The 24,938-nt window shown below is 72.5% G+C and carries 22 protein-coding genes and 1 riboswitch; of the genes, 14 read left to right on the top strand and 8 right to left on the bottom strand.

All coding sequences use genetic code 11. The features are described 5' to 3' along the window. Positions 1 to 32: 32 nt before the first annotated feature. From shc to ACZ3IJ_RS30310, 7 genes are all read left to right on the top strand, one after another. Positions 33 to 2,015, top strand: a complete 1,983-nt coding sequence (gene shc / locus ACZ3IJ_RS30340) for a squalene--hopene cyclase (protein ID WP_467473310.1) — start codon at positions 33 to 35, stop codon at positions 2,013 to 2,015. Beyond that, entirely contained in the window at positions 2,015 to 2,674 is a 660-nt protein-coding gene (locus ACZ3IJ_RS30335; protein ID WP_467473536.1) for a phosphorylase family protein, read from the top strand. Before shc ends, ACZ3IJ_RS30335 begins: the two co-directional genes overlap by 1 nt. Positions 2,675 to 2,681: 7 nt before the next feature. Then, on the top strand, positions 2,682 to 3,704 hold the full coding sequence (gene hpnH / locus ACZ3IJ_RS30330; protein WP_467473308.1) for an adenosyl-hopene transferase HpnH: 1,023 nt from the start codon (positions 2,682 to 2,684) through the stop codon (positions 3,702 to 3,704). Positions 3,705 to 3,782: 78 nt separating this feature from the next. Further along, positions 3,783 to 5,666: a 1-deoxy-D-xylulose-5-phosphate synthase gene (gene dxs / locus ACZ3IJ_RS30325; protein WP_467473306.1), complete on the top strand. Its 1,884-nt coding sequence runs from the start codon at positions 3,783 to 3,785 to the stop codon at positions 5,664 to 5,666. Next, positions 5,663 to 7,048 (top strand): aspartate aminotransferase family protein, encoded by a 1,386-nt coding sequence (locus tag ACZ3IJ_RS30320; protein WP_467473304.1) that lies wholly within the window; start codon positions 5,663 to 5,665, stop codon positions 7,046 to 7,048. Before dxs ends, ACZ3IJ_RS30320 begins: the two co-directional genes overlap by 4 nt. 74 nt (positions 7,049 to 7,122) lie before the next feature. Beyond that, positions 7,123 to 7,770: a helix-turn-helix domain-containing protein gene (locus ACZ3IJ_RS30315; RefSeq protein ID WP_467473302.1), complete on the top strand. Its 648-nt coding sequence runs from the start codon at positions 7,123 to 7,125 to the stop codon at positions 7,768 to 7,770. Between the two features lie 19 nt (positions 7,771 to 7,789). After that, positions 7,790 to 7,945: a DUF6126 family protein gene (locus ACZ3IJ_RS30310; protein ID WP_467473300.1), complete on the top strand. Its 156-nt coding sequence runs from the start codon at positions 7,790 to 7,792 to the stop codon at positions 7,943 to 7,945. Between the two features lie 21 nt (positions 7,946 to 7,966). On the opposite strand, the gene ACZ3IJ_RS30305 is transcribed toward ACZ3IJ_RS30310, so the two are convergent. Beyond that, the gene (locus ACZ3IJ_RS30305; RefSeq protein WP_467473298.1) at positions 7,967 to 8,779 is read right to left on the bottom strand and encodes a tyrosine-protein phosphatase; all 813 of its coding nucleotides are present in this window, start codon (positions 8,777 to 8,779) and stop codon (positions 7,967 to 7,969) included. Positions 8,780 to 9,156: 377 nt separating this feature from the next. Then, a riboswitch (cyclic di-AMP (ydaO/yuaA leader) is annotated at positions 9,157 to 9,327 on the top strand. A 4-nt stretch (positions 9,328 to 9,331) separates the two neighbouring features. Here ACZ3IJ_RS30305 and ACZ3IJ_RS30300 point away from each other — a divergent pair. Together ACZ3IJ_RS30300 and ACZ3IJ_RS30295 are read left to right on the top strand one after the other, a co-directional pair. Beyond that, positions 9,332 to 10,276, top strand: a complete 945-nt coding sequence (locus tag ACZ3IJ_RS30300; RefSeq protein ID WP_467473296.1) for a M23 family metallopeptidase — start codon at positions 9,332 to 9,334, stop codon at positions 10,274 to 10,276. Positions 10,277 to 10,433: 157 nt separating this feature from the next. Next, positions 10,434 to 11,246 (top strand): SGNH/GDSL hydrolase family protein, encoded by an 813-nt coding sequence (locus ACZ3IJ_RS30295; protein WP_467473294.1) that lies wholly within the window; start codon positions 10,434 to 10,436, stop codon positions 11,244 to 11,246. Here the strand turns inward: ACZ3IJ_RS30295 and ACZ3IJ_RS30290 are convergent. Genes ACZ3IJ_RS30290 through ACZ3IJ_RS30270 form a run of 5 tightly spaced genes read right to left on the bottom strand, consistent with a single transcriptional unit; the run spans position 11,233 to position 16,554 of the window. Continuing rightward, positions 11,233 to 12,093, bottom strand: coding sequence for an STM4011 family radical SAM protein (locus ACZ3IJ_RS30290; RefSeq protein ID WP_467473291.1), 861 nt, complete (start codon positions 12,091 to 12,093; stop codon positions 11,233 to 11,235). The two genes, ACZ3IJ_RS30295 and ACZ3IJ_RS30290, sit on opposite strands and share 14 nt — an antisense overlap. Positions 12,094 to 12,105: 12 nt before the next feature. Then, positions 12,106 to 13,464: an STM4012 family radical SAM protein gene (locus tag ACZ3IJ_RS30285; RefSeq protein WP_467473290.1), complete on the bottom strand. Its 1,359-nt coding sequence runs from the start codon at positions 13,462 to 13,464 to the stop codon at positions 12,106 to 12,108. Beyond that, positions 13,461 to 14,282: an STM4013/SEN3800 family hydrolase gene (locus ACZ3IJ_RS30280; protein WP_467473534.1), complete on the bottom strand. Its 822-nt coding sequence runs from the start codon at positions 14,280 to 14,282 to the stop codon at positions 13,461 to 13,463. Before ACZ3IJ_RS30280 ends, ACZ3IJ_RS30285 begins: the two co-directional genes overlap by 4 nt. Positions 14,283 to 14,302: 20 nt before the next feature. Next, the gene (locus ACZ3IJ_RS30275; protein WP_467473289.1) at positions 14,303 to 15,595 is read right to left on the bottom strand and encodes an STM4014 family protein; all 1,293 of its coding nucleotides are present in this window, start codon (positions 15,593 to 15,595) and stop codon (positions 14,303 to 14,305) included. Continuing rightward, positions 15,592 to 16,554, bottom strand: a complete 963-nt coding sequence (locus tag ACZ3IJ_RS30270) for an STM4015 family protein (RefSeq protein ID WP_467473287.1) — start codon at positions 16,552 to 16,554, stop codon at positions 15,592 to 15,594. The genes ACZ3IJ_RS30275 and ACZ3IJ_RS30270 overlap by 4 nt, the downstream gene beginning before the upstream one ends. 164 nt (positions 16,555 to 16,718) lie before the next feature. Here ACZ3IJ_RS30270 and ACZ3IJ_RS30265 point away from each other — a divergent pair, with 164 nt between their 5' ends. The 3 genes from ACZ3IJ_RS30265 (at position 16,719) to ACZ3IJ_RS30255 (ending at position 19,132) form a co-directional block, all read left to right on the top strand. Continuing rightward, on the top strand, positions 16,719 to 17,045 hold the full coding sequence (locus ACZ3IJ_RS30265) for a hypothetical protein (RefSeq protein ID WP_391796684.1): 327 nt from the start codon (positions 16,719 to 16,721) through the stop codon (positions 17,043 to 17,045). A gap of 102 nt (positions 17,046 to 17,147) precedes the next feature. Then, positions 17,148 to 18,161, top strand: a complete 1,014-nt coding sequence (locus ACZ3IJ_RS30260) for a DUF6745 domain-containing protein (RefSeq protein WP_467473283.1) — start codon at positions 17,148 to 17,150, stop codon at positions 18,159 to 18,161. Between the two features lie 119 nt (positions 18,162 to 18,280). Beyond that, positions 18,281 to 19,132, top strand: a complete 852-nt coding sequence (locus tag ACZ3IJ_RS30255) for an SIMPL domain-containing protein (RefSeq protein ID WP_467473282.1) — start codon at positions 18,281 to 18,283, stop codon at positions 19,130 to 19,132. A gap of 39 nt (positions 19,133 to 19,171) precedes the next feature. On the opposite strand, the gene ACZ3IJ_RS30250 is transcribed toward ACZ3IJ_RS30255, so the two are convergent. Together ACZ3IJ_RS30250 and ACZ3IJ_RS30245 are read right to left on the bottom strand one after the other, a co-directional pair. Further along, the gene (locus ACZ3IJ_RS30250; RefSeq protein ID WP_467473279.1) at positions 19,172 to 19,828 is read right to left on the bottom strand and encodes a TetR/AcrR family transcriptional regulator; all 657 of its coding nucleotides are present in this window, start codon (positions 19,826 to 19,828) and stop codon (positions 19,172 to 19,174) included. A 91-nt stretch (positions 19,829 to 19,919) separates the two neighbouring features. After that, positions 19,920 to 21,098, bottom strand: a complete 1,179-nt coding sequence (locus tag ACZ3IJ_RS30245) for a glutamate dehydrogenase (protein WP_467473278.1) — start codon at positions 21,096 to 21,098, stop codon at positions 19,920 to 19,922. 122 nt (positions 21,099 to 21,220) lie between these two features. Between ACZ3IJ_RS30245 and ACZ3IJ_RS30240 the strand changes: the two genes are divergently transcribed. Together ACZ3IJ_RS30240 and ACZ3IJ_RS30235 are read left to right on the top strand one after the other, a co-directional pair. Then, a complete protein-coding gene (locus ACZ3IJ_RS30240) occupies positions 21,221 to 22,423 on the top strand; it encodes an MBL fold metallo-hydrolase (protein ID WP_467473276.1) in 1,203 nt (400 codons plus the stop codon). Positions 22,424 to 23,030: 607 nt separating this feature from the next. After that, entirely contained in the window at positions 23,031 to 24,938 is a 1,908-nt protein-coding gene (locus tag ACZ3IJ_RS30235) for a sensor histidine kinase (RefSeq protein ID WP_467473274.1), read from the top strand.

Below are 24,938 nucleotides of genomic sequence, written 5' to 3'. Positions count from 1 at the left end.
GCAGAAGCATTCGACTGCACGAAGGGGAAGCCATGACAGCGACGACCGACGGAAGCGCCGGGGCCGTGGGCCCCCGGGCAGCCGCGGCCAGCGACACCACCGCCACCGCGCCGGCGACCGGCCTCGACGAGGCCGCGAAACGGGCCGCGGAACGCTCCGTCGACCATCTGCTCGGCCTTCAGGACGCCGAAGGCTGGTGGAAGGGCGACCTGGAGACCAACGTCACCATGGACGCCGAGGACCTCCTGCTGCGCCAGTTCCTCGGCATCCTCGACGCGGAGACCACCAGGGCCGCCGCCCTGTTCATCCGCGGCGAGCAGCGCGAGGACGGCGCCTGGGCCACCTTCTACGGCGGACCCGGCGAGCTCTCCGCCACCATCGAGGCCTACGTGGCGCTGCGCCTCGCCGGGGACCTCCCCGAGGCCGCCCACATGGCCCGCGCCGCCGCCTGGGTCCGCGAGCGCGGCGGGATCGCCTCTGCCCGGGTCTTCACCCGGATCTGGCTCGCCCTCTTCGGCTGGTGGAAGTGGGACGACCTGCCCGAGCTGCCGCCCGAGCTGATCTTCCTGCCGAAGTGGTTCCCGCTCAACATCTACGACTTCGGCTGCTGGGCCCGGCAGACGATCGTCCCGCTCACCGTGGTCTCCGCCAAGCGGCCGGTGCGCCCCGCGCCCTTCCCGCTGGACGAGCTGCACACCGACCCCGCCCGCCCGAACCCGGTGAAGCCCTCGGCGTCGGTGGCGAGTTGGGACGGCGCCTTCCAGCGGCTCGACAAGGCGCTGCACCTCTACCACAAGGTCGCTCCGCGCAGGCTGCGCAAGGCCGCCATGAACGTGGCCGCCCGCTGGATCGTCGAGCGCCAGGAGAACGACGGCTGCTGGGGCGGGATCCAGCCCCCCGCCGTCTACTCGGTCATCGCCCTGCACCTCCTCGGCTACGACCTGAACCACCCGGTCATGCGGGCGGGGCTGGAGTCCCTGGACCGGTTCGCCGTCTGGCGCGAGGACGGCTCGCGCATGATCGAGGCCTGTCAGTCGCCCGTCTGGGACACCTGTCTGGCCACCATCGCCCTCGCCGACGCGGGCCTCGCCGCCGACCACCCGGCCCTCGTCCGCGCGGCCGACTGGATGCTGGGCGAGGAGATCGTCCGGCCCGGCGACTGGACCGTCCGCAGGCCCGGACTGGCCCCGGGCGGCTGGGCGTTCGAGTTCCACAACGACAACTACCCGGACATCGACGACACCGCCGAGGTCATCCTCGCGCTCCGCCGCGTCCGCCACCCCGACCCCGGCCGAGTCGAGTCGGCCGTCGCCCGCGGCGCCCGCTGGACACTCGGCATGCAGTCGAAGAACGGTGCCTGGGCCGCCTTCGACGCGGACAACACCAGCCCCTTCCCCAACCGGCTGCCGTTCTGCGACTTCGGCGAGGTCGTCGACCCGCCCTCGGCCGACGTCACCGCGCATGTCGTGGAGATGCTCGCCCACGAGGGCCAGGCCCACCACCCCCGTACCCGCAGGGGAATCGAGTGGCTCCTCGCCGAACAGGACCCGAACGGCGCCTGGTTCGGACGCTGGGGCGTCAACTACGTCTACGGGACGGGCTCGGTGGTCCCGGCGCTCACCGCGGCCGGGCTGCCCCGCTCCCACCCCGCGATCCGCCGCGCCGTCGCCTGGCTGGAGTCCGTACAGAACGAGGACGGAGGCTGGGGCGAGGACCTGCGCTCGTACTCGGACCGGGCCTGGATCGGACACGGCGCCTCGACCGCCTCCCAGACCGCCTGGGCGCTGCTCGCCCTGCTCGCGGCCGGCCGACGTGACTCCAGGGCCGTGGAGCGGGGCATCAGCTGGCTCGCCGGGACACAGCGCCCCGACGGCTCCTGGGACGAGCCGTACTTCACCGGGACGGGCTTCCCCTGGGACTTCTCCATCAACTACCACCTCTACCGGCAGGTGTTCCCGCTCACGGCGCTCGGCCGCTACGTGAACGGCGAACCCGCCGTCGCCAGGGAGGGATGATGGGCGAAGAGCCGGAGCCCCCGGCCGGCTCCTCGGCGCCGCTGCTGATCGCCTGCGCGCTCGGCATCGAGCAGCTCGCCCTGCGCAGCGGCGAGCGCGCCGGGGCTCCCGGCGCGTTCACCGTCGTCCGTACGGGCATGGGCCCGGCCCACGCCCGCAGGACCGTCGCCCGTGTCCTCGGCCGGGAACCCTGGCGGGACGCCGTCGTCGTCGCCGCTGGCTTCTGTGCCGGCCTCGCCCCCGGGATGCACCCCGGGGACCTGATCGTCGCCGACGAGACCCGCGGCGGACCGGACGCCGTCACGTCCTGCACCGGGACGGAGCTCCTGGTGAAGGCCCTGACCCGGGCGCTCCCCGGGCGGACCGTCCACACCGGCCCGCTGGCCGGCTCCGACCACGTCGTGCGCGGCCACGAGCGGGCCGAGCTGCGCGCCACCGGGGCGATCGCGGTGGACATGGAGTCCGCCGCCACGCTCCGTACGGCGCTGGCCGCCGGGCCCCGCCCGGTTGCGGCCGTACGGGTGGTCGTGGACGCTCCAGAACATGAACTGGTCCGGATCGGCACGGTACGCGGTGGAATATCGGCTTTCCGTGTTCTTCGTGCCGTCCTTCCCGCATTCTTCGAATGGCACCGTTCTTTGCTGCTCCCCAGGAGGTGAGCGAGTTATGGCCATGCCGCTCCGTCAGTCCATCCGGGTCGGGACCTATCTCATCGAACAGAAGCTCCGCAAGCGGGACAAGTTCCCGCTCATCGTCGAGCTGGAGCCGCTGTTCGCCTGCAACCTCAAGTGCGAGGGCTGTGGAAAGATCCAGCACCCGGCCGGTGTGCTCAAGCAGCGGATGCCGGTCGCCCAGGCCGTCGGCGCCGTCCTGGAGTCCGGGGCGCCGATGGTCTCCATCGCGGGCGGCGAGCCCCTGATGCATCCTCAGATCGACGAGATCGTGCGACAGTTGGTGGCGAAGAAGAAGTACGTCTTCCTCTGCACCAACGCGATGCTGTTGCGCAAGAAGCTGGAGGACTTCACCCCCTCCCGGTACTTCGCCTTCGCCGTGCACATCGACGGTCTGCGCGAACGGCACGACGAGTCCGTCGCCAAGGAAGGCGTGTTCGACGAGGCGGTGGCGGCGATCAAGGAGGCCAAGCGGCGCGGCTTCCGCGTCACCACCAACTCGACCTTCTTCAACACCGACACCCCGCAGACCATCATCGAGGTCCTCAACTACCTCAACGACGACCTCCAGGTCGACGAGATGATGATCTCGCCCGCCTACGCCTACGAGAAGGCGCCGGACCAGGAGCACTTCCTCGGTGTCGAGCAGACCCGCGAGCTCTTCAAGAAGGCCTTCGCCGGCGGCAACCGGGGCCGGTGGCGGCTCAACCACTCCCCGCTCTTCCTGGACTTCCTCGAAGGCAAGGCCGACTTCCCCTGCACGGCGTGGGCGATCCCGAACTACTCCCTCTTCGGCTGGCAGCGCCCCTGCTACCTGATGAGCGACGGCTACGTCCCCACCTACCGGGAGCTCATCGAGGAGACGGACTGGGACAAGTACGGCCGGGGCAAGGACCCGCGCTGCGCCAACTGCATGGCCCACTGCGGCTACGAGCCGACCGCCGTCCTCGCCACCATGGGCTCGCTGAAGGAGTCCCTGAGGGCGGCCCGCGAGACCGTCTCCGGGAACCGCGGATGACGTGACGGGTACGGGAGGGCCCGCGACACCACCGGGCGCGGCCCTCCCGCACGGCCGAACGACGAAAGGGGGCCGAGCATGACGATTCTGGAGAACATCCGGGGGCCACGCGACCTCCGGCCGCTCAGCGGCGCGGAGCTCGACGAACTGGCCGCGGAGATCCGGCAGTTCCTGATCCACGCCGTCGCCAGGACGGGCGGCCACCTGGGGCCCAACCTCGGGGTGGTGGAGCTGACCGTCGCGCTGCACCGGGTCTTCGACTCGCCCGACGACCGCATCCTCTGGGACACCGGGCACCAGAGCTACGTCCACAAGCTGCTCACCGGCCGCCAGGACTTCTCCAAGCTGCGCAGCAAGGGCGGACTCTCCGGCTATCCCTCGCGGGAGGAGTCGGAGCACGACGTCATCGAGAACTCGCACGCCTCGACGGTCCTCGGCTGGGCCGACGGACTGGCCAAGGCCAACGAGGTGTCCGGCCGCCTCGACCACGTCGTCGCGGTCATCGGCGACGGCGCCCTGACCGGCGGCATGGCCTGGGAGGCGCTGAACAACATCGCCGCCGCCGAGGACCGGCCCCTGATCATCGTCGTCAACGACAACGAGCGCTCCTACGCCCCCACGATCGGCGGCCTCGCCCAGCACCTGGCCGCCCTGCGTACCACCGACGGGTACGAGCGAGTCCTCGCCTGGGGAAAGGACGTCCTCCAGCACACCCCCGTGATCGGGCAGCCGCTCTACGAGTCGCTGCACGGCGCCAAGAAGGGGTTCAAGGACACGTTCGCTCCGCAGGGACTCTTCGAGGACCTGGGGCTCAAGTACGTCGGTCCCGTCGACGGCCACGACATCGCGGCGGTCGAGTCCGCGCTGCGCCACGCCCAGCGCTTCAACGGGCCCGTCCTCGTGCACTGCCTCACCGAGAAGGGCCGCGGCTACCAGCCCGCGCTCCAGGACGAGGCCGACCGCTTCCACGCCGTCGGCGCCATGGACCCGCTGACCTGCGCACCGCTCGCCCCCTCGGCCGGACCCTCGTGGACCTCCGTCTTCGGCGAGGCCATCGCCGAGATCGGGGAGGAGCGGCCGGACGTCGTCGCGATCACCGCGGCGATGCTCCACCCCGTCGGTCTGACGACGTTCGCCGAGCGGTTCCCCGACCGGGTCTGGGACGTCGGCATCGCCGAGCAGCACGCCGTCGTCTCGGCCGCGGGCCTGGCCGCCGGGGGACTCCACCCCGTCGTGGCGGTGTACGCGACCTTCCTCAACCGCGCCTTCGACCAGCTGCTCATGGACGTCGCCCTGCACCGGTGCGGGGTCACCTTTGTCCTGGACCGGGCCGGCGTCACCGGCACCGACGGCGCCTCGCACAACGGCATGTGGGACCTCTCCGTCCTCCAGGTCGTGCCGGGCCTCCGGATCGCCGCTCCGCGCGACGCCGAGGAGCTGCGCGCCCAGCTGCGCGAGGCCGTCGACGTCGACGACGCCCCGACCCTGCTCCGCTTCCCCAAGGAGACGGTGGGGGAACCCGTCCCGGCCGTACGGCGGATCGGCGGGACGGACGTCCTCCTGGAGCCCCCGGAGCCCGACGCGGACGTGCTCCTCGTCTCCGTCGGCGTCATGGCCGACGTCTGCCTCCAGGCCGCCGATCTGCTCGCCGGACGCGGCATCCGGTGCACCGTCGTCGACCCGCGCTGGGTCAAACCGGTCGACGAGGCCCTCGTCCCGCTCGCCGAGCGGCACCGGCTGGTCGCCGTCGTCGAGGACGGCATCCGCACCGGCGGCGTCGGCGCTGCCGTCGGCCAGACGCTGCGCGACGCCGGCGTCGACGTCCCGCTGCGGACCTTCGGGATCCCCGACCAGTTCCTCGGCCACGCCAAGCGCGGCGAGGTGCTCGCCGACCTCGGCCTGACCCCGGTGGAGATCGCCGGACGGATCAGCGCCGCACTGACCCGGAAGAAGGGGCGATGAGCAAGGAGTTCGACCTCGCGGCACTGCTCGCCGAACGCGGCGCGGAGCGCTACGACCTGCATACCCGGTACCTCAACCACCAGCTCCCGCGCATGCTGCACACCATCGGTTTCGACAAGGTCTACGTACGTGCCGAGGGCGCCCACTTCTGGGACGCCCAGGGCGGCGACCACCTCGACATGCTGGCCGGCTTCGGCGTGATGGGCCTGGGCCGGCACCACCCCGTCGTCCGCAAGGCCCTCCACGACGTCCTGGACGCCTCGCTCGCCGACCTCACCCGCTTCGACTGCCAGCCGCTGCCCGGGCTGCTCGCCGAGAAGCTGCTCGCCCACAGCCCGCACCTCGACCGCGTCTTCTTCGGCAACAGTGGTACGGAGGCGGTGGAGACCGCCCTGAAGTTCGCCCGGTACGCCACCGGCAGGCCCAGGATCGTCTACTGCTCCCACGCCTTCCACGGCCTGACCACCGGCTCCCTCTCGGTCAACGGCGAGAAGGGCTTCCGGGACGGCTTCGCCCCGCTGCTGCCCGACACCGCGATCGGGCTCGGCGACCTGGACGCCCTGGAGCGCGAACTGCGCAAGGGCGATGTCGCCGGGTTCGTCGTCGAGCCCATCCAGGGCAAGGGGGTGCACGAGGCCCCGCCCGGCTTCCTGCGCGCCGCGCAGGAGCTGCTGCACCGGCACGGGGCCGTCCTGATCGCCGACGAGGTGCAGACCGGTCTCGGCAGGACCGGGGACTTCTACGCGTACCAGCACGAGGACGGCGTCGAACCCGATCTGCTCTGTGTCGCCAAGGCGCTCTCCGGCGGGTACGTGCCGGTCGGCGCGACGCTCGGCAAGGACTGGATCTTCAAGAAGGTCTACTCGTCCATGGACCGCGTCCTCGTCCACTCCGCCAGTTTCGGGTCGAACGCGCAGGCCATGGCCGCCGGGCTGGCCGTGCTCTCGGTCATGGAGAACGAGGGGACGGTGGCGCACGCGCGCCGGATCGGCGAGCTGCTCTCCACCCGCCTCAAGGAGCTCGTGCCCCGCTACGAGTTGCTGCACGAGATCCGCGGGCGTGGCCTGATGATCGGGATCGAGTTCGGGCGGCCCTCCTCGCTGGGCCTGCGCAGCCGGTGGACGATGCTGCAGGCCGCCCGGAAGGGGCTCTTCGCGCAGATGGTCGTCGTGCCGCTGCTCCAGCGCCACCGCATCCTGACCCAGGTGTCGGGGGACCATCTGGAGGTGATCAAGCTCATCCCGCCGCTGATCATCGACGAGGCGGACGTGGACCGGTTCGTGACCGCGTTCACGGCCGTGATGGATGACGCCCACGGAGCCGGCGGACTGATGTGGGACTTCGGAAGGACGCTGGTCAAGCAGGCGGTCGCGCAACGCTGACCGTCGGGACCCGGTGATTTTGCCTCTGAGGCAAGAAACTTGCCTCAGAGGAAACTTCCTGGCGGAATGGAGGCATGGCACACCTCCACGCGGAGCAGTCCGCGGACCCCGCCGCACCGGACGCGTCCGACGCCCTGCCGGACGCGCCGCACGTCGCGCCGCAGCTCCGCGCCCTGCGCAGACGCCGCGGACTGACCCTGGAGGTCGCCGCCCAGCGGGCCGGGCTCTCCCCGGCCCATCTCTCCCGGCTCGAGACGGGTCACCGGCAGCCCTCGCTCCCGATGCTCCTCGCCCTCGCCCGCATCTACGGTACGACGGTCTCCGAGCTCCTGGGCGAGGTTCCGCCCGAGCGTGATCCGATCGTCCGCGCGGACCGGTCCGAGCCCGTCGAGGCGGACGGCTGGACCTACCGCCAGGCCGGCGGGCCGGGCCGCGCCCTTCAGGCGCTCCGCGTCCACGTCCCGTACGCCACCAAGGCCGACATCGTGCGCGTCCACCCCGGCGAGGAGTGGCTCCACGTCCTCGACGGGCAGGTGCGTCTCGCCCTCGGCGACGCCGTGCACGTCCTGGATCCCGGGGACAGCGCCCACTTCGACTCGCTCACCCCGCACCGGATCGGCGCCGTCGGCCGCGGCGGGGCCGAGCTGCTCTTCGTTCACACGCTCATGCAGAGCCCCGCCGCCGAGCTGTGCCTCGGCGACGGAGCCCCGCATCTGCGCTGAGCCCCGGAAAGGGGTCGATATGTCCGAGAAGTCCGCGCCGGTCACCGGCGAGGAGCGCGAGGCCGGCAAGTTCCCCAAGGGGCTGGTGCTCCGGCTCTTCGCCTATCTGGTGGCCGGGCACCTGTTCGCCGGCTTCCTCTATCTGCTCTTCGTGCTCGGCGGGCAGAACCGGTAGCGGCCGGGCCGGGGGTCAGGGTCACACCGCGACGACGAGACGCTCGCGCAGCCGCGCCCGCGTCTCCGGGGTGAGCTTCAGGCCGTCCGTGAGGTAGCCCTCGACCGTCCCCCAGGTCTGCGTCATCGTCTCGAACGCGGCCCGCAGGTACTCGACCCGCGCGTCGAAGAGCGGGCTGAGCAGCTCCATCACCTCGGGTGCCATGGCGTCCGCGGAGGTGGAGCTGCGCCGCACCTTGTAGCGGCGGTGCGGGTCGTTCGACTTCACGTAGTCCGCCTCGATCGCCTCGCGCTCCACGCCCACCGCGAGCAGGGAGATGGCGATGGAGAGGCCGGCGCGGTCCTTGCCGGCCGCGCAGTGCATCAGCGCCGGGACACTGTCCTCGGCCATCGCGTGCAGGATGCCGCTGTGCTCCGCGGTCCGCTCGACAATCATCTTCCGGTACGAATCGGACATTCGCGCCGTCGCCTTGCCGTCGCCGAGGATGCCCCGGAGCTGCTCCAGCTCGCCGGTCCTGACCAGCCTCCAGAACTCCTTGCCGTCGGCCGGGTCGTTGAGCGGTATGTTCACGTTCCGCACGCCGGGCAGTTCGACGTCCGGCCCCTCGATCTTGCGGTCGGCCACATTGCGGAAGTCGAAGATCGTGTGCAGCCCGAGGGTGGAGAGGAACGCGGCGTCCTCCTCGGTGGCGTGCGCCAGGTGGCCGCTGCGGAAGAGACGGCCGAACCGCACCGAACCGCCGTCCACGGTCGGCAGTCCGCCCACGTCCCTGAAGTTGCGCACCCCGGTGAGCTCGGGTTCGGTCGACGGGACCTGTGGCAGCTGCTGCGTCACGAGTGCTCCTGAAGTTCGGCGGATCGGGATCGACTGCTGATCGATTCCTGGGCCAATCATCCCGGGTGATCGGGCCTTCGCCTACCCCCGGGGTATGGGAATGGGTGTTCTGTCCGAATTGGGCTCTTAGGTATAACGCGCCCTGGTTGAAGGGGAGATGGGATTCGGCGCGTGAGCAGCGTCATAGAGGTGACGGACCGTGCCTGATCGTCTTTCGCAATGCCCTTACCGGAAAAGGAGATCGCGGTGACGCCCTCCACGGAGGGTGACCGGAATTCGGCGCGAAATTCCCGCCCGTGATTGCGAACGAAAAGAGGCGGCTTGTTCGCCCCGACCCGCTCGTCTAGCGTCACGCTCAATCCGGTCGGAACCGCCGAATCCTGCCACCGCCCGGAATCCGCACCCACCCACGTACGGCAGGAGCGGGGGACCCAGGTAGTACGCCGTTCCGGTCGTTCCGGGCGGCTCGGGGTGAAGCCGCGTGAAACGCGGCCGGACATCTCCAGTCCGAACCCGACAGCTCACCTCGCAGGCGACGGAGAGGAATTCGCCATGCCCGCAAAGGGTAAGCACCGCCGTCCCAAGGCCAACCCGCTCACGCGTGGATTCGTCGCCGCCGGTACGGGTGGCGCCGTCGTCGCCCTGCCCCTGCTCGGTGCGACCGGAGCCCACGCCGCCGAGAAGGCCGCCCCGTCCGTGACGTCCCACCAGGCCGTCGCCTCCGTCGCCGCGCCCCCCGCCAAGGCCCCGGCCGCCGGGAAGACCGCCAAGCCGAAGACGTACTCCGTCGTCCGTGGCGACTACCTGTCGAAGATCGCCGCCGAGCACCACCTCGCGGGCGGCTGGAAGAAGCTCTACGCGGACAACCGCCAGGTCGTCGGCGAGGACCCGTCGCTGATCCTTCCCGGCATGAAGCTCACCCTCGGCGCCAAGTCGACCGCCAAGGCCGCGCCCAAGGCCGCTCCGAAGGCTGCCCCCAAGGCCGCCCCGAAGGCGGAGAAGTCCTCCTCCGACACGCGCGCCTCCCGCTCCGCCGAGCGTGACCCGGCCGGCACCGCCGCCCCGGCGTCCGCTCCCGCGCAGTCCTCCTCCGCCGGCTGGGTCGCCCCCGTCAGTGGCGGCATCTCCACCCCGTACCGCGCCTCCGGCGCCATGTGGTCCTCCGGCTACCACACCGGTGTCGACTTCATCGCCTCCTCCGGCACCTCGGTCAAGGCCGTCGGCGCGGGCACCGTCTACTCCGCGGGCAACAGCGGCTCGTACGGCAACGAGGTCGTCATCCAGCACGCCGACGGCACGTTCTCGCAGTACGCCCACCTCTCCTCCCTGAACGTCTCCGCCGGCCAGACCGTCACCGGCGGCCAGGAGATCGGTCTCTCCGGCTCGACGGGCAACTCCACCGGTCCGCACCTGCACTTCGAGATCCGTACCGGCCCGAGCTACGGCTCGGACATCGACCCGCTGGCCTACCTGCGCTCGCACGGCGTCAGCATCTGACCCACCGGCAGCACCCGCGGCGGCCCGGCACTCACCAGTGCCGGGCCCCCGCGCGTATTCCGGCTTGGTGGAATCTTGACCGGTGGCGTATCTCACCCGGCGTCAACCCCTCCTTACGTTCGCGTAGGTCACACCCGCAAGGGAAAGATGTGGTCCCGTGGCAGACGATTCGAGATCAAGAGACACGCACGTATTCGGGTCGTACGCGGCGATCGGTGACAGCTTCACCGAGGGCGTGGGGGACCCCGGGCCCGACGGGAGGTACGTCGGCTGGGCGGACCGCTTCGCGGTGCTCCTCGCCGACCGGCTGCCGGAGCACGACGCGTTCCGTTACGCCAACCTGGCCGTACGCGGCCGCCTGCTGGACCAGATCGTGGAGGAGCAGGTCCCGAGGGCGAAGCAACTCGCCCCCGACCTGGTGACCTTCTGCGCGGGCGGAAACGACATCATCCGCCCCGGGACCGACCCCGACGACGTCGCCGAGCGCTTCGAGCGCGCCGTCGCCGACCTGACGTCCGCCGTCGGCACCGTGATGGTGACCACCGGCTTCGACACCCGCGACGTACCCGTCCTGAAGCATCTGCGCGGCAAGATCGCCACGTACACGGCCCACGTCCGGTCCATCGCGGACCGCTACGACTGCCCGGTCCTCGACCTCTGGTCGCTGCGGTCGGTGCAGGACAGGCGGGCCTGGGACGACGACCGGCTGCACCTCTCGCCCGAGGGGCACACCAGGGTCGCGCTCCGCGCCGCCCAGGTGCTCGGCCTGGGCGTACCGGCCGACCCGGACCAGCCCTGGCCGCCGCTCCCGCCGCGCGGCACGCTGGAGGTGCGCCGCGACGACATCAACTGGGCCAGGGAGTACCTCGTGCCGTGGATCGGCCGGCGGCTGCGGGGCGAGAGCTCGGGCGACCACGTGGCGGCCAAGCGCCCGGACCTCATGCCGCTCGGAGACCTCATGCCCCTCTGAGTACGACGGGGGCCGGTATCCGCTCCAGGACACCGCCGGCGAACACGTCGTACAGCGGCAGCGTCTCCAGATGGACGTAGCCGATGTGGCAGTCGCAGGCGGAGAGCGGGCAGGCGCGCGGGCGCAGCGCGGCACGGTACGAACCGTCGTACAGATTGCCCAGCTCGGCCTTGACGAAGTGGCAGCGCCGCACCGTCCCGTCACCGTCCACCGAGATCACCGACTCACCGGTCCGGCAGGGGAGACCGGCTGAGGCGTGCGGTCGGCGGCTGTACGGGAAGAGGGGGTCGAGGGCCGTCCAGGCCCCGGCCTCCTCGTCGGTGTACATGTGCCCCTCGGCCGCGTTCACCCAGAGGTAGACCTCGGGCGGGAGAGCGTCCCGCAGCCGCCCGGCGTGCTCCCGGTGCTCGGGCAGACCGACGATCCCGACGCTGAAGCGCGTCCCCCGGGCGGTCAGCGCGTGGCACTTGGCGAGGAAGCGGTCGTACGGCGTCTGCCCGGGGTGGTACGTGCACCAGAGCGCCAGCGTGCCGGGGTCGGCCTCCGCAAGCCACTCCGTACGACAGCTCAGGTTGGTCTGGATCGCCACCCGCTCGATGTGCGGCAGGTGTGACAGCTCGACGAGCGTCCGCCGGTACCAGGACCGGACCAGTCCCTCGCCCCACGGGGTGAAGAGGATGCGGAGCCGGTCGCCGGTCTGCGCCGCGGCCCAGGCCGAGAAGCGCTCCAGCGCCGCGCGGTCGGCGCGGAGCTGCTCGCGGCTGTCACGACGCTTGGCGAAGGGGCAGTAGGGACAGTCGTAGTCGCAGGAGGCGAGCGGGCCCCGGTAGAGGATGGTCAGGTCCATTCCGTCACCCCGCTACTTCGGCTCGTAGGCGGCCATCGCCGCCCGCACGGCGGGGGAGAACAGCGCCGGTCCGAGCGCGTCCGAGTGGGCGAGTCCCTCGGGTGAGAGCCGCAGCAGACCGGCGGGGGCCGTCGCGTCCAGCCAGCCGAGCGCCTCGAACCGGCGCAGCTCGGCGGGGAAGTCGGCGAACGGCGAGGTGCCGAACCGCTCCTCGTAGCCGGCCGTGGCCATGCCCCGGGCCTGGAGGAGTGACTGGAGCAGATGGCGTCGGCGCGCCTCGTCCGCGTCGACCCACCGGCCCACCCGTGCCCGTGTGAAGTCCTCCGTTCCGGTGTAGGCGTCCACGATCGAGCGGATCTCCCTCATGTCGACCGCGTAGTCGAAGGAGTGGTGCAGCGACGAGGTGTACGAACGGGCCCCGCAGCCCAGACCGATCATCCCGTCGGTCTGGCAGGCGTAGTCGTCGGCACCCTGGGGCGGGGCGTCGGCGCGCCGGAACATCCGCATCGACTCCTGCGCGTAGCCCCGCGCGAGCAGATGGTCCCGGCCGTGGCGGTACAACCGCAGCCGCTGCTCGTCCCACTCCCGGTCGGCGTTCGGGGAGAGCCGGCCGAGGCCGGTGAGCGGACGCACGTAGAGGGGGTAGAGGTAGAGCTCCTCGGGCGCCCAGGCGAGCGCCGCGTCGAGGGAGCGCGTCCAGGACTCGACGGTCTGGCCGTCGATGCCGTAGATCAGATCGATGTTGAGGACGGGGACGCCGGTGTCCCGGATGCGGGCGAGCGCGGCCTCGACGTCGGCAGGGCGCTGGGGCCGCACGGCGGCGCGCGCCTCGGCCTCCACGAAGCTCTGCACACCGATGCTGATCCGGGTGGCGCCCCTCTCGGCCAGGACCGCGAGCCGGTCGGCGGTCGCCGTGGAGGGCGAGGTCTCGACGGAGAGCGGAACGGCTCGCAGATCGGCCCCCATCCGCTTCTCGGCGATGTCGCAGAGCCGCTCCAGCTCGCCGGCGGTGAGGAACGTCGGCGTACCACCGCCGAAGGCGGCCGTGGCGAACCGGACCGGCGCGCTGTCGCCGAGCGCCTCGCGGACGGCGGTCGCCTGGCGGTCGAGCGCGTCGAGATAGCGGGTCGTCAGCTCGTCCGGGGCGCCGATCCGGGTGAAGAGGTTGCAGAAGCCGCAGCGGACCTCGCAGAAGGGGATGTGGGCGTAGAGGGAGAGTGCGTCCTTGGGCTCGTCCCGCCAGAGCGCCGCGAGCGAGGGGGCGGGGTCGGGGAGTGGACGGTACGCCGTCTTGTGCGGGTAGGCGTAGACGTAACTCTCGTACGGGCGTGGGGTTTCGAGCGCCCCGGACGTCGCGGTCGGCTCGGTCATGCGGACGCCTCCCGCTGCGGGCCGTCCACGACGAAGTGGGCGTACGGCACGGTCCAGACGACCTCGTGCCCGAGCCGGTGACCGGTGAAGCCGTCCTCCCCGTACGCGGTGCCATGGTCCGAGCAGACGATCGCGAAGCAGGGGCGACGGCTGCTCATGGCCGTGAGGAGCCGGCCGATGTGCCGGTCGACGTACTCCAGCGCCGCCGCGTGCGAGGCGCGGGTGTCGCCGGACTCCCGCGTCGCGCCCGGGAGGTGGAACCAGTTGGGCTGATGCAGCGCGGAGACGTTGAGGAAGAGGAAGAGACGCTGCTCGGGCGGGAGCCCGGCGACGATCTCCTCGGCCCTGGTCACCTGGGACTCGAAGGAGGTCGGGGACGTGACCCCGAAGCCGGGCTCCCAGTGGCTCTCCTGGAAGAGTCCGGGCAGCACGGAGCCGAGCGGGCCCTGCCCGTTGAAGAAACCGACGCCGCCGACGCACACCGTGCGATAGCCCTCCTCGGCCAGGCCGGAGACCAGATCGGGGGTGTCGTGGACGAACGTGCCGCCGGCGGTGCTCTCGCTGCCCGCGAACCGCGCGGCGAACAGGCGGGGGTGCGGGCCCTGGGAGTCGGGGGTCGGCAGGAAGCCCGCGAAGATCGCCTGGTGAGAGGCGTAGGTGAAGCTGCCCGGGGCGTGGCGGCGCTCCCAGCGTCCGCCGGGGAGGTGCCGGGCCAGGTTCGGGATGCGGCCGGCGGCGGCCAGCTCGGCGGCCACGTCGTACCGCAGGGTGTCGAGCGTGACCAGGAGGAGATCGTGGCTGCCCACGATCTCGTACATGTCGGGTGCGTGCTGCTGGTTCAAGTGGTGCTCGATCCTGTGGTGCTCGGAGTGCTTGGTGTGCTCGGGGTGCTCGGTGTGACTGGAGTGCCTGTGGTGCGGGGGCTGCTTGTGGTGCGGGGGGTGCCTTCTGTGACGGCGGGCTTACGGGCGGGGCCCCGTGCGGGCGTTCCGCGGAGGAGCGCCGCGACCTGGGCGGCGTAGGTGTCCAGGCCCTCCGTGCCGCTGCCCGGGAGGCCGGTGAGCCCGGGGAGGAGATCCCCGAAGGCGTTGACCTCGCCGACGGCGAACCGCCGCCAGCCGACAGCCGGCAACAGATCGACGCCGACGCACCGCATACCGGGAAACGCGTCGGCCGCGGCCTCGCACACCCCGAGCGCGTCCGACCACCGGCCGCCGGCGGCCGAGACCGCCGCGCGCACGGCGCCCAGATCGCCCCGGACGCCGCCGAGATGGAGGTTGGTCATCGGGGAGCGGCTGGTCCGGACGACCGCGTGCGTGGCCCTCCCGTCGATCACCACCACCCGCAGGTCGGCCACCCGGCCGCCCTGCGCCGCCTTCGGCAGCCAGCGCTCGATGTGCAGCCCGTCGGGTGCGAGCGCGTCGACGATCGCGGCGACCTCGCGCTCCGTGGTGTAGCGGCGCACCCGGAGGGAGTTGAAGAGGTGTCCCTCGGGACCGCGTTCCACGGAGGTGGTGGCCTGGACCCGGCCGGCCCCGTTCGTCTCCACGGCCAGGACCCCGGAGGCGGACGAGCCGTGGGCGAGCTTCACGAACGCCCGGCGCAGCCCGGCCGCCGCCATCAGGGAGCGGACGTCCGCCCAGTCCCGCACGGGGGGAGCAGCCGCCCCGGACGTCGGTGAGTCCGGCACCGGTACCGCCGCCCCGAGCAGCCGGGCATGGGCGAGGCGCTTGTCGAACAGCACCGCCGGCTCCGCGGGATCGTCGACGAGGACCGCCCCGGCGTCGCCCACGCTCCGCGCGAGCCGTGCCGTCGCCGCCGTGAACGCCTCGTACCAGCGGCCCGTGCCCTCCACCCGGGTCGGATCGTCCGTACCGCGCAACAGCCGGTCGACGTCCGGGTCCTCGCCGGGCGACTCCAGCCGGACCGTCTCGCCCGGGTGGAAGCGTGCCCCGCCCCGCAGCACGTCGAGCCAGGGCTCGACCCGCGCTTCGGCCAGCCCGGCGGCCCGCACCGCGTCGCGGAAGAAGGCGACCCGGCGGTTGGCCGGGTTGCCGACGACGACGAGGCGCGGGTGCGCGAAGGCCGCTTCCCCGGCGGGCGGCTGCCCGAGGGGCGGGGAGTACGTCACTCCGCGACCGCGACGTACCGGAAGACCTCGCCGTCGCCGTCGTCCTCGGGCTCCTGCGCGTCGTCGACGTCGACCGTCACCCCGTACGGCGTGAGGGTGTCGACGATTCGCTCGCTCACCTTCTCCGACAGGTAGTGGTGCGAGAGGTCGAGGTGCGTGAGGTGGGTCAGCGGCTGGCCCACGAGCAGCGCCTCGCCCCCCTCGTCGGTGAGCGTGCCCATCGACAGGTCGAGGCTGTCGAGGCGGGCGACGACGGGGGCACCGGCGACCGCGGCGGCGATCTCGTCCTGGATCACGCTGTTGCGGAGCCCCAGCCGGCGCAGGGCGGGGAACCCGGTGCCCGCGAGCAGCGGTTCGAGGTCGGAGACCGAGGAGTCGCCGCCGTACTCGTCGGTGCCGAGCCACAGCTCCAGCTTCTCCAGGTTGGGCAGGTCACTGCCCGCGATGCCGCGGACGACCTCGGCGCCGAGCCCGCCCGACTCCACCACGAGCGTGGTCAGCGCGGTGTGCCGGACCGTCGGGAAGACGAGCTCCGTGCCGCCGCGCACACCGAACTCCCGCAGTCGGGGGTAGGCGGCGAGCAGGGGCGAGACGTCGGACTGCTGGATCCACGAGATCTCGCAGTCCTCGAAGGTCATGTCCCCCAGGAACAGCGCCTCCAGGCCGGCGAGCCGGTCGCCCGCCGCCTCGACGAGCCGTGCGACGATCGCGGCCGACGACGTGTCGTAGGCCTCGTCCCAGCCGCCGACGACCAGCGCGCGGACCCGGTTCGTGTCGACGTCCGCGAGGAAGCGGTCGAAGACCCGCTCCCACTGCTCCTCGTCCGAGTCGCAGTACGTCGATCCGGAGACGCGCCAGGCCACGGAGGCCGCGTCGGGCAGCTCGACGGCGGTGTCACGATCCGGGAAGTGGAACACGGGCAGGCCGTGAAACTCCTGAATGTATCCCGAAATGGTCATGAGTGCTCCAGACACCGGACGGCGTTGATCGGCTGACGCGAGCAGTTGTACCAAGCCGCACCGACAACTCCGCGCCGGGGGCGCCGGAAGGCCGTTGTCAGTGGCTGCCTCTAGCGTCGAGTGCGTGGTCGACACGTGGCGTGTCGACCACGGAGGGGAGAGCCATGTACCGGCAGGGAGACGTACTGATCGTGCCCGTCGCGGAGAGCGCGGTGCCCGACCATGTGAAGGACGCCGAGGGGGAGCCGCGAGACGCGCGGGGCCGGCTGGTCCTGGCGCTCGGCGAGGTCACCGGGCACGCCCATGCGGTCCCGGGGCCGGGCCGGCTGGTCGCCGAGCCGGGCCCCTTCGGCCCCCTGGTGCTCGAACTGCCCTCGGGAGGACGGGTGGTGCACGAGGAGCACGCCCCGATCCCGCTGCCGAAGGGCTGGTACCGGGTGGTTCGCCAGCGGGAGTACACCCCGGGCGCGTACCGGATCGTCGCCGACTGACACGGCAACAGCCACAGTCACGGCAACAGCCACAGCAACAGCGAGAGCCGCGGACCGAGAAGACGGCGCGGGGAAACAGTCGCGCGGGAACGAGGGGGAGAGATGAACGGGACGACGACGGCGGTGGACAGGTGGCGGGCCGTCGCGGCGGCCACCGGGGCGGCCGACCGAGCGGCGGCCGAGGCGGGGGTGCGGCTCGCGTACCGCACGGCCGGCCTGGCCGCCCCGGAACGGATCGTCTGGGCGGACTCGCCCAGGGAGGCCGTCGGGCTGGTGCGCGAACTGGCCGACGCGGGGCGCTCGGTGCGCGACGAGGTCCGGACGCGGCCCTGGGCGGAGGAGCGCCGCCGCATCCATGACGAACTCGGCCCTCGTGGCTGGACCGCGCTGTGGACCAGTACCGGCGCCCGGCTCTGGGACGCGTCGCGGACGCTCGCCGACCGCATACGGTCCGCCGTCGTGGACGATGTCGCCGGGACGCCCGACGAGGCCGCGGCCGTGCGCCTGGTCCTGCTCGACGCCGTCCTCGGCCAGCACGACGCGGCCTGGCTCGCCGCCTTCGACGGCCGGGGCGAGCGGCTCGCCGGGCTCGCCGCGGTGGCCGGGCACGCGGGCTGGTGGTGGCCGTACGAGAGCGTCGCCGTGGTGTGCGAGCGGCCCGTGGAGCTGCACCGTGACGAGGCCGGACGCCTGGACCGGGGGGACGGTCCCGCGCTCGCCTTCCGCGACGGTTTCGCGCTCCACGCCTGGCGGGGCATGTCGGTGCCCGAGGAGTTCCTGGCCGGACTGGGCGGGCTCACCCCTGAGCGGATTCGCGCCGAGGAGAACGCCGAACTGCGGCGCGTGATGCTCGAGTACTACGGCTACGAGCGCTACCTCGCGGAGTCGGGGGCCCGCCCCGTCGGCCGGGACGAGGCGGGTGTCCTCTGGCGCATCGAGCTCGAGGACGACGAGGACGTGGTCATGGTCGAGGTGGTCAACGCGACCCCGGAGCCGGACGGCACGTTCCGTACCTACTGGCTGCGCGTGCCGCCCGGGACGACGTCCGCGCGGGAGGGCGTCGCGTGGACCTTCGGGCTCGACGCGACGGCGTACGGACCGGTGGTGCAGACCTGACGGACGCGACAGACCTGAGCGGGTGACCGGACAGGAGTGGCGCGCGGGCGGGGGCGGGGGAGGGTGCTGGGATGGGCGGCGCCGGGGCTGTCCGGCAACCACCGCCGAAGGGACCGCCCGTGACGACCGGTCATCACCCCCGCTTCCGCACTCCTGTCCTCACCCCTGTCCGTGCCCGTCTCCTCCGCCGCGCGACGGCCGCCGGTGTCGTGCTCGGCGCGCTCGCGCTCGCCGGTGTCGCGCCCGCGCTCGCGGCGCCTCCCGTGGCCGGACCGGCCACGGCGGCCGTCGGAGTCCCGGCGTCGGCCCCGGCATCGGCTCCGGATCCGGCGTCGGCTTCCGCTCCGGCCCCGGCGACCCTCACCGTGACCGGGACCGGGCGGGCCGGTGCCGCGCCCGACATCGCGGTGATCTCGGTGGCGGTCGAGGCGCGGGCCAAGACCGGTCAGGAGGCGATGGCGGCCCAGAGCCGTGCGGCGGAGGCGCTGTTCGCCGCACTGCGCAAGCAGTCCGTCGCGGACCGGGACATCCGCACCGAGAACATCTCCCTGTTCCCGGTCTACTCCCAGGCCACGAACGGGGAGAGCAAGGTCTCCGGCTACCAGGCCTCGCAGAGTGTCTCCGCGACGGTCCGGGACGTCGACAGGACGGGCCAGGTCGTCGGGGCCGTCACGAAGGCCACCGGTGACGCGGGGCGGGTGGACGGAGTGACCTTCGACGTCGCGGACCCTGCCGCGCTGCGGTCCAGGGCCCGCGAGCTCGCCCACAAGGACGCCCACGACAAGGCCGCCCAGCACGCCCGGCTGAGCGGCCACCGGCTCGGCCGGCTGGTGTCGCTCACCGAGACGGACAGCGGCCGCCCCGGCGCCGGATCCGCCCCCGAGGCGTCCGCCGACGCCTCGGGAGTCCCGCTGGCCCCCGGCGAGATCGAGGAGCAGGTGACGGTCACGGCCGTGTACGAGCTGCTCTGAGCGGGCCGCGGCGCGCCGCGGCGCGGCGACGGGCCGGAGCTACGCCGACGGCCTGTCGCCCGGACCGCCGAGTGCGGGGGCGCGGTCGCCCGTCTCGTCGAGGGAGGAGAGACCGAGTTCTCTGGCGAGTGCGGCGTCGGCCCACTCCAGCATCGCGGCGCGGGAGAGCGATCCTGCGTACGACGTCATCTGCACGGCGAGCCCGTCCAGGAAGGCGGTCAGTCGCCACGCCGCGGCGGCCGGGTCGGGGCACGGGAACTCCCCGGCCGCCGCGCCCTCGCCGATCACCCGCGTCAGAGCCGCCTTCCACTGCTGGTCGAGCGCCCCGGCGACCTCGCGCAGCGCCGGCTCCCGCAGACACGCCGCCCAGCCCTCGATCCAGAGCCGCCAGCCTTTGGCCTGCCCGGTCGGGGCGTACCACCGTACGGCCGCCCGCAGCCGGCGCAGGGCGCTGGTCCTGCGCTCGAGGAGCCGGCGCAGATGGGCGAGGTCGCCCTCGGCGGCGTACGCGAACGCCTCCGCGACGAGCTTCTCCTTCGTCGAGAAGTGGTAGAGCACGAGTGCGTTGCTGACCCCGAGAGCCGACGCGACGTCGGCGATCCGGACGGCGGCCACGCCGCGCGCCTCGATCTGCTCGACGGCAGCGCGGAGCAGCTCCTCACGCCTCTCCGCCACGCTCAACCGCACTCTCGTCACGCCGGTCAGCCTACACACGCGTCCCCATCCATCATGATCATCTTCTGGGCAGGTCAGGCGGCCGTGCGAGGGGCTCGCGGCTCAGTGGCGGTCAGTAGCAGCCGTACCGCTCCGCGATCTCCGTCAGCCGCTCCTCGACCAGCGCGTGCGCCGCGGCGCGCGGGGTGGTGCCGTCCGCCTCCGCGCGGTCGAGCATCCGGCCGGCCAGGGCGCGCATCGCCGTGCGGATGTGCGTGAACGCTCCGTCCGCGTCGGCGCCGATGTCGCCGAAGAGGGTCCACCACCACCAGGCGTTGGTGGCGGAATTGACGACCACGTCGGGCAGGACGGCGACCCCGCGCTCCGTGAGCAGCACCTCCGCCTCCGGGAGGACGGGCATGTTGGCCGCCTCGACGATCCAGCGGGCCCGGATCCGTTCCACCGCCTCGCCGCCGATCGCGTACGAGACCGCGGCCGGGACCAGGACCTCGGCGTCGACCGCGAGCCAGGCGTCGGCGGGCAGCTCCGTGTCGCCCGGCCGCAGGACGCCCCGGTCCACGGTGCCGTACGGGTCGCGTGCCGCGAGCAGGGCTTCGACGTCCAGGCCGTCGGGGTTGGCGATCGTGCCCCGCACATCGGCGACCGCCACGACGGTGAGCCCCGATCGGGACAGGAAGCGTGCCGTGGCGCCGCCCATGGTCCCGAAGCCCTGCAAGGCGACCCGCGTGCCCGCGTACGGTCGGCCTGCCCGGTCCAGCGCCACGAGGACGGATTCCGCGACCCCGCAGCCGCCCACCAGCTCGTCGAGGCCGATGCCCTCCACCTCGGCCTCGAAGGCGTCGGCGAGCCTGCGGCGGGCCTGTGCCTCGTCGTCCAGGAGCGGATAGACGGCCTGGATCGAGGAGACCAGTCCGGCCTCGGCGGCGGCCCGGTCGACCAGGTCCTGGCTCAGGCCGAGGTCCTCGCCGGTGGTCCAGAAGCGTTCGATGGAGGGGCGCATCGCCTTCAGGTACCGGACCAGGACGCCGTACGCCTCGGGCGAGCGCGGGTCGCAGTCGATGCCGCCCTTGGCGCCGCCCAGCGGAACGTACCGGCTGCTCGGGTCGTAGTGCAGGGCCTCCTTCATGCTCATGCCCCGCGCCAGTCCGGCCACCTCGTCCAGGGTGCAGCCCTCACGCATCCGCAGGCCCCCGCTGGCCACACCGCGAACCAGCCGGTCGACCACCAGATACCCGCGCCGCCCGGTGACGTGGTCCGACCAGGTGACGGACAGCAGGGGAGGGGTGCTCATGGGTGTTCTCCGAGGTGAGAGGGGGTGAGCTACTGAACGGTGATTCAGTATGGCGCATTCGGCACGGCCGGGAGCCGCGCGGGCCGCCCATAATGGAACGACCCCGACCACCAGGAGGACCCGTGACCGGCACCGGCTCCGACCATTCGCTGCGGGCCAGGCTGCGCGCCCTGCGGCCCGAGGCCTTCGGCGCCGACCCGGCAGGCGAGCGCCTGGAGCGCATTCGCCGCTCGCCGAACTTCGCGGACGGCGTCTTCCAGAATCCCGTGGCCGCGCGGACCAGGCCCAGCGGGTCGACGATCGAGTTCGCGAAGATCTACTTCGACAAGGAGGCGCGGACGCACCGTGCCCCCTCCGGCACGATCCCCGTCCACGCCACCACGCTGGCCGATCTCGCGAAGCCCCCGGTCTCGGGCCTCCGCATCACCTGGATGGGGCACTCCAGCGTGCTCGCGGAGATCGACGGACGCCGGGTCCTCTTCGACCCCGTCTGGGGCGACCGCTGCTCGCCCTTCGCGTTCGCCGGACCCAAGCGCCTGCACCCCGCGCCGGTGCCGCTCGCCGCGCTGGGCCCGGTCGACGTGGTCGTGATCTCCCACGACCACTACGACCACCTCGATCTGCCCACGATCAAGGCGCTCGCCTCCACGGACACCGTCTTCGCCGTGCCGCTCGGCGTCGGCGCGCACCTGGAACGCTGGGGCGTGCCCGCCTCCCGCCTGCGTGAGCTGGACTGGAACGAGTCCACCGAGGTCGGCGACCTCCTGCTGACCGCGACGCCCGCCCGCCACTTCTGCGGCCGAGGCCTCCGCAACACCCAGCACACCCTCTGGGCGTCCTGGGTCGTCGCCGGCCCCGAGCACCGGGTCTACCACAGCGGCGACACCGGCTACTTCCCCGGCTTCGCGGAGATCGGGGCCGCGCACGGCCCCTTCGACGCGACGATGATCCAGATCGGCGCGTACAGCGAGTACTGGCCGGACATCCACATGACCCCGGCCGAGGGTGTCCAGGCCCACCTCGACCTCCAGGGCGGCCGCCCGCACGGCGTGCTCCTGCCGATCCACTGGGGCACCTTCAACCTGGCCCCGCACCCGTGGGCGGAACCGGGGGAGTGGACGGGCGACGCCGGCGAGGAGCTCGGCCAGGCGGTCGCGTCCCCGCGGCCGGGCGAACCGTTCGAGCCGTCCGGAACGCTCCCGGTGGATCCCTGGTGGCGCGCGGTGTCGCAGCCGCTCGCCCGCCCTTGGCGCCGCGCGGACCGCATCGAGCAGGCCCCGGCCGAGAAGCGAGGAAACGACCTCGATCTCGCAGGCGACCGCTGACGCCACAGGCCCGCCCGCACCCCGGTTCCGGCCCGGCTCGACCACCCGGCCGGGGCGGGGCCCTGTCTTCTGCCCGGCGCATGCCGGATCCGCGCCGGGGCGCGGCGCCGACGGCACCGTTTCGCTCCCGGGTACCGTCCACTTCCAGCCCTTCTCCGCGACCAGGTCGACACCTCCCGAGCGAACGGCGTCGATGCGAACGCGAATGCGGGAATCGTCCGATCGCTCGTGGGTGCCGGTGTGCGGGGCGCTTGGTGGGGGTCGGCGGTGGAGGTGGTCGAGCGTGCGTGCGAGGCCGGGCAGGCGGATTCCGGTCACGGGCCTGTTTCGCCAAGGGGGGCCCGTGTATACGCCTCCACCCGCCCCCGCCTCGCTCCGTGAAGCCGACCTCGCGCACCCTCGTCGAGATCCGGCCACCCGTTCTCGGCCTGTCGTGCGAAGGGTGATAGCAGACTGGGTCCCCTCTCCGGGGAACTTTGCCAACTGCGCGCCGCGAATGAACGGTTGACGTCTAGAGTGGGTGGTTGGTGATCATCGGTAGGCTCATCCGACCCACGTAGTACACCCCCGTAGTACGCCGACTCCTGGGCACGTACCAAGGACACTCATGTCTCAACTTCGCGCACCCGCCGCGCGGTCCGAACGCCGCGAAGGCGGACGGCACGGCCGGTCAGGCGCTCGTTCCGCTTCCGGTGCGGGGGCTCCCCACCCCGCGCGGCAATCCGCGCCGCTCCCGACGGAAGCCCGCATACGCTCCCAACTCCTGCGCACCTCCGTGCTTCCCGCCGTCGCGGTCGCACTCGGCGGCGCCGCCGCCGTCATCTTCACCGTCCGCTCCACCGGAGCCGGTCCGACCCCCGGTCTCTGGGCCGCGCTGACCGGCGCCGCCGCCCTCACGGTCGCCTCCGTGACCGCAGCCGCGCTCGGCGCCGACCGGGCGGCCAAGTCCGTGCTCGACCGCTGCAACGCCCTGCGCCGATCCAGCGCCCGCGGCCAGAGCGAACTACGGACGATCGTCGAGCAGTTACGACGCGGCGAAGGTGCCCCGGCCCGCCCGGTCACCCCGCCCGCCGCCTCGTCCGGCGACGAGTTCGACCTGCTCGCCCAAGAGCTCTCCCGCTCCCATGAGGCGGCCGTGGCCGCCGTGGTGCAGGCCTCCCGGCTCTCCAGCAGCGTCGGCAACGAGCAGAAGGTCGAGGTCTTCGTCAACCTCGCCCGGCGCCTGCAGTCCCTCGTGCACCGCGAGATCCAGCTCCTGGACGAGCTGGAGAACGAGGTCGAGGACCCGGAGCTGCTCAAGGGCCTGTTCCACGTCGACCACCTGGCCACCCGCATCCGACGCCACGCGGAGAACCTCGCCGTGCTCGGTGGCGCCATCTCCCGCCGGCAGTGGTCGAACCCGGTCACGATGACCGAGGTGCTGCGCTCCTCGATCGCCGAGGTCGAGCAGTACCCGCGTGTGAAGCTGGTCCCGCCGATCGACGGCACGCTCCGCGGCCATGCCGTGGCCGACGTCATCCACCTCCTGGCCGAACTCGTCGAGAACGCGACGCTGTTCTCCGCGCCGCACACCACCGTGCTGCTGCGGGCCCAGTACGTCACCGCGGGCCTCGCGATCGAGGTCGAGGACCGCGGACTCGGCATGCCGGTCACCGAGCAGAACAAGATGAACGCGCTCCTCGCCGACCCCGACCAGGTGAACGTGGCCCACCTGCTCCAGGACGGCCGCATCGGACTCTTCGTCGTCTCCGCGCTCGCGCGGCGCCACGGCATCGCGGTACGCCTCCAGTCCAACATCTACGGCGGCATCCAGGCGGTCCTCGTGCTCCCGCAGGGGCTTCTCGGCTCCGACCCCGAGGGGCTCGCGCGCACCGACGGCCAGGCGCCCGCCGTGGCCGCCGGCCCGGCGCCCGTACCGCCTCCCCGGATGCAGCAGGCCCCCCAGCAGCCTCCCCAGCGGACCCAGCAGGCCCCTCAGCCGCTCCCGCAGCCTGTGCCGGTCCATCAGCAGGTCCCTCAGGCCGGGCCACAGCACGCTCCGCAGCCGCCCGCCCGCCCCGCCCACCCGGCGCCCGCGGCCGCACCCGCGCCCGGTCCCGTACCGGCGTCACCGGCGGCTCCGCCCTCCGCCCCCGTACCGCCTCCCGTGCGTACGCCCGGACAGTCACTCCCGCACGTGTCCGTACGCACCCCGGCGCCCGCTCCGGAACCCCCGGTCGCCGAACCCACGTACCGGCCCCTGACCTACACCGGCCCCGCCTCCGCCGTGCCGTTCCAGCAGACGGAGGCCGCCGAGCGCGCCCGGTCGGCGGGCCGCCCCCTGCTCCCCAAGCGGCGCGCCCAGGAGCACCTGGTCCCGCAGCTGCGGGACGAGCCCGTGGCCCGCCCGCCCGAGGAGCACGCCCTGCACGACCCCGGTCTGATGGCCGCCTTCCAGCGCGGCATCGGACTCGCCGAATCCCAGCCCGCACCCCATCAAGAAGCGCTGCGTCCCGATGACGCGCACAAGGAGTAG

Source organism: Streptomyces sp. NPDC013317 (assembly GCF_055563155.1).
This window is presented reverse-complemented; position numbering and strand designations above follow the sequence as displayed.

What these genes read in the sequence shown, in the direction of transcription:
- shc (WP_467473310.1), top strand. Translation starts at nt 33, where the DNA reads ATGACAGCGACGACCGACGGAAGCGCCGGGGCCGTGGGCCCCCGGGCA.
- ACZ3IJ_RS30335 (WP_467473536.1), top strand. Translation starts at nt 2,015, where the DNA reads ATGGGCGAAGAGCCGGAGCCCCCGGCCGGCTCCTCGGCGCCGCTGCTG.
- hpnH (WP_467473308.1), top strand. Translation starts at nt 2,682, where the DNA reads ATGGCCATGCCGCTCCGTCAGTCCATCCGGGTCGGGACCTATCTCATC.
- dxs (WP_467473306.1), top strand. Translation starts at nt 3,783, where the DNA reads ATGACGATTCTGGAGAACATCCGGGGGCCACGCGACCTCCGGCCGCTC.
- ACZ3IJ_RS30320 (WP_467473304.1), top strand. Translation starts at nt 5,663, where the DNA reads ATGAGCAAGGAGTTCGACCTCGCGGCACTGCTCGCCGAACGCGGCGCG.
- ACZ3IJ_RS30315 (WP_467473302.1), top strand. Translation starts at nt 7,123, where the DNA reads ATGGCACACCTCCACGCGGAGCAGTCCGCGGACCCCGCCGCACCGGAC.
- ACZ3IJ_RS30310 (WP_467473300.1), top strand. Translation starts at nt 7,790, where the DNA reads ATGTCCGAGAAGTCCGCGCCGGTCACCGGCGAGGAGCGCGAGGCCGGC.
- ACZ3IJ_RS30300 (WP_467473296.1), top strand. Translation starts at nt 9,332, where the DNA reads ATGCCCGCAAAGGGTAAGCACCGCCGTCCCAAGGCCAACCCGCTCACG.
- ACZ3IJ_RS30290 (WP_467473291.1), bottom strand. Translation starts at nt 12,093, where the DNA reads ATGGACCTGACCATCCTCTACCGGGGCCCGCTCGCCTCCTGCGACTAC.
- ACZ3IJ_RS30285 (WP_467473290.1), bottom strand. Translation starts at nt 13,464, where the DNA reads ATGACCGAGCCGACCGCGACGTCCGGGGCGCTCGAAACCCCACGCCCG.
- ACZ3IJ_RS30280 (WP_467473534.1), bottom strand. Translation starts at nt 14,282, where the DNA reads ATGTACGAGATCGTGGGCAGCCACGATCTCCTCCTGGTCACGCTCGAC.
- ACZ3IJ_RS30270 (WP_467473287.1), bottom strand. Translation starts at nt 16,554, where the DNA reads ATGACCATTTCGGGATACATTCAGGAGTTTCACGGCCTGCCCGTGTTC.
- ACZ3IJ_RS30265 (WP_391796684.1), top strand. Translation starts at nt 16,719, where the DNA reads ATGTACCGGCAGGGAGACGTACTGATCGTGCCCGTCGCGGAGAGCGCG.
- ACZ3IJ_RS30260 (WP_467473283.1), top strand. Translation starts at nt 17,148, where the DNA reads ATGAACGGGACGACGACGGCGGTGGACAGGTGGCGGGCCGTCGCGGCG.
- ACZ3IJ_RS30245 (WP_467473278.1), bottom strand. Translation starts at nt 21,098, where the DNA reads ATGAGCACCCCTCCCCTGCTGTCCGTCACCTGGTCGGACCACGTCACC.
- ACZ3IJ_RS30235 (WP_467473274.1), top strand. Translation starts at nt 23,031, where the DNA reads ATGTCTCAACTTCGCGCACCCGCCGCGCGGTCCGAACGCCGCGAAGGC.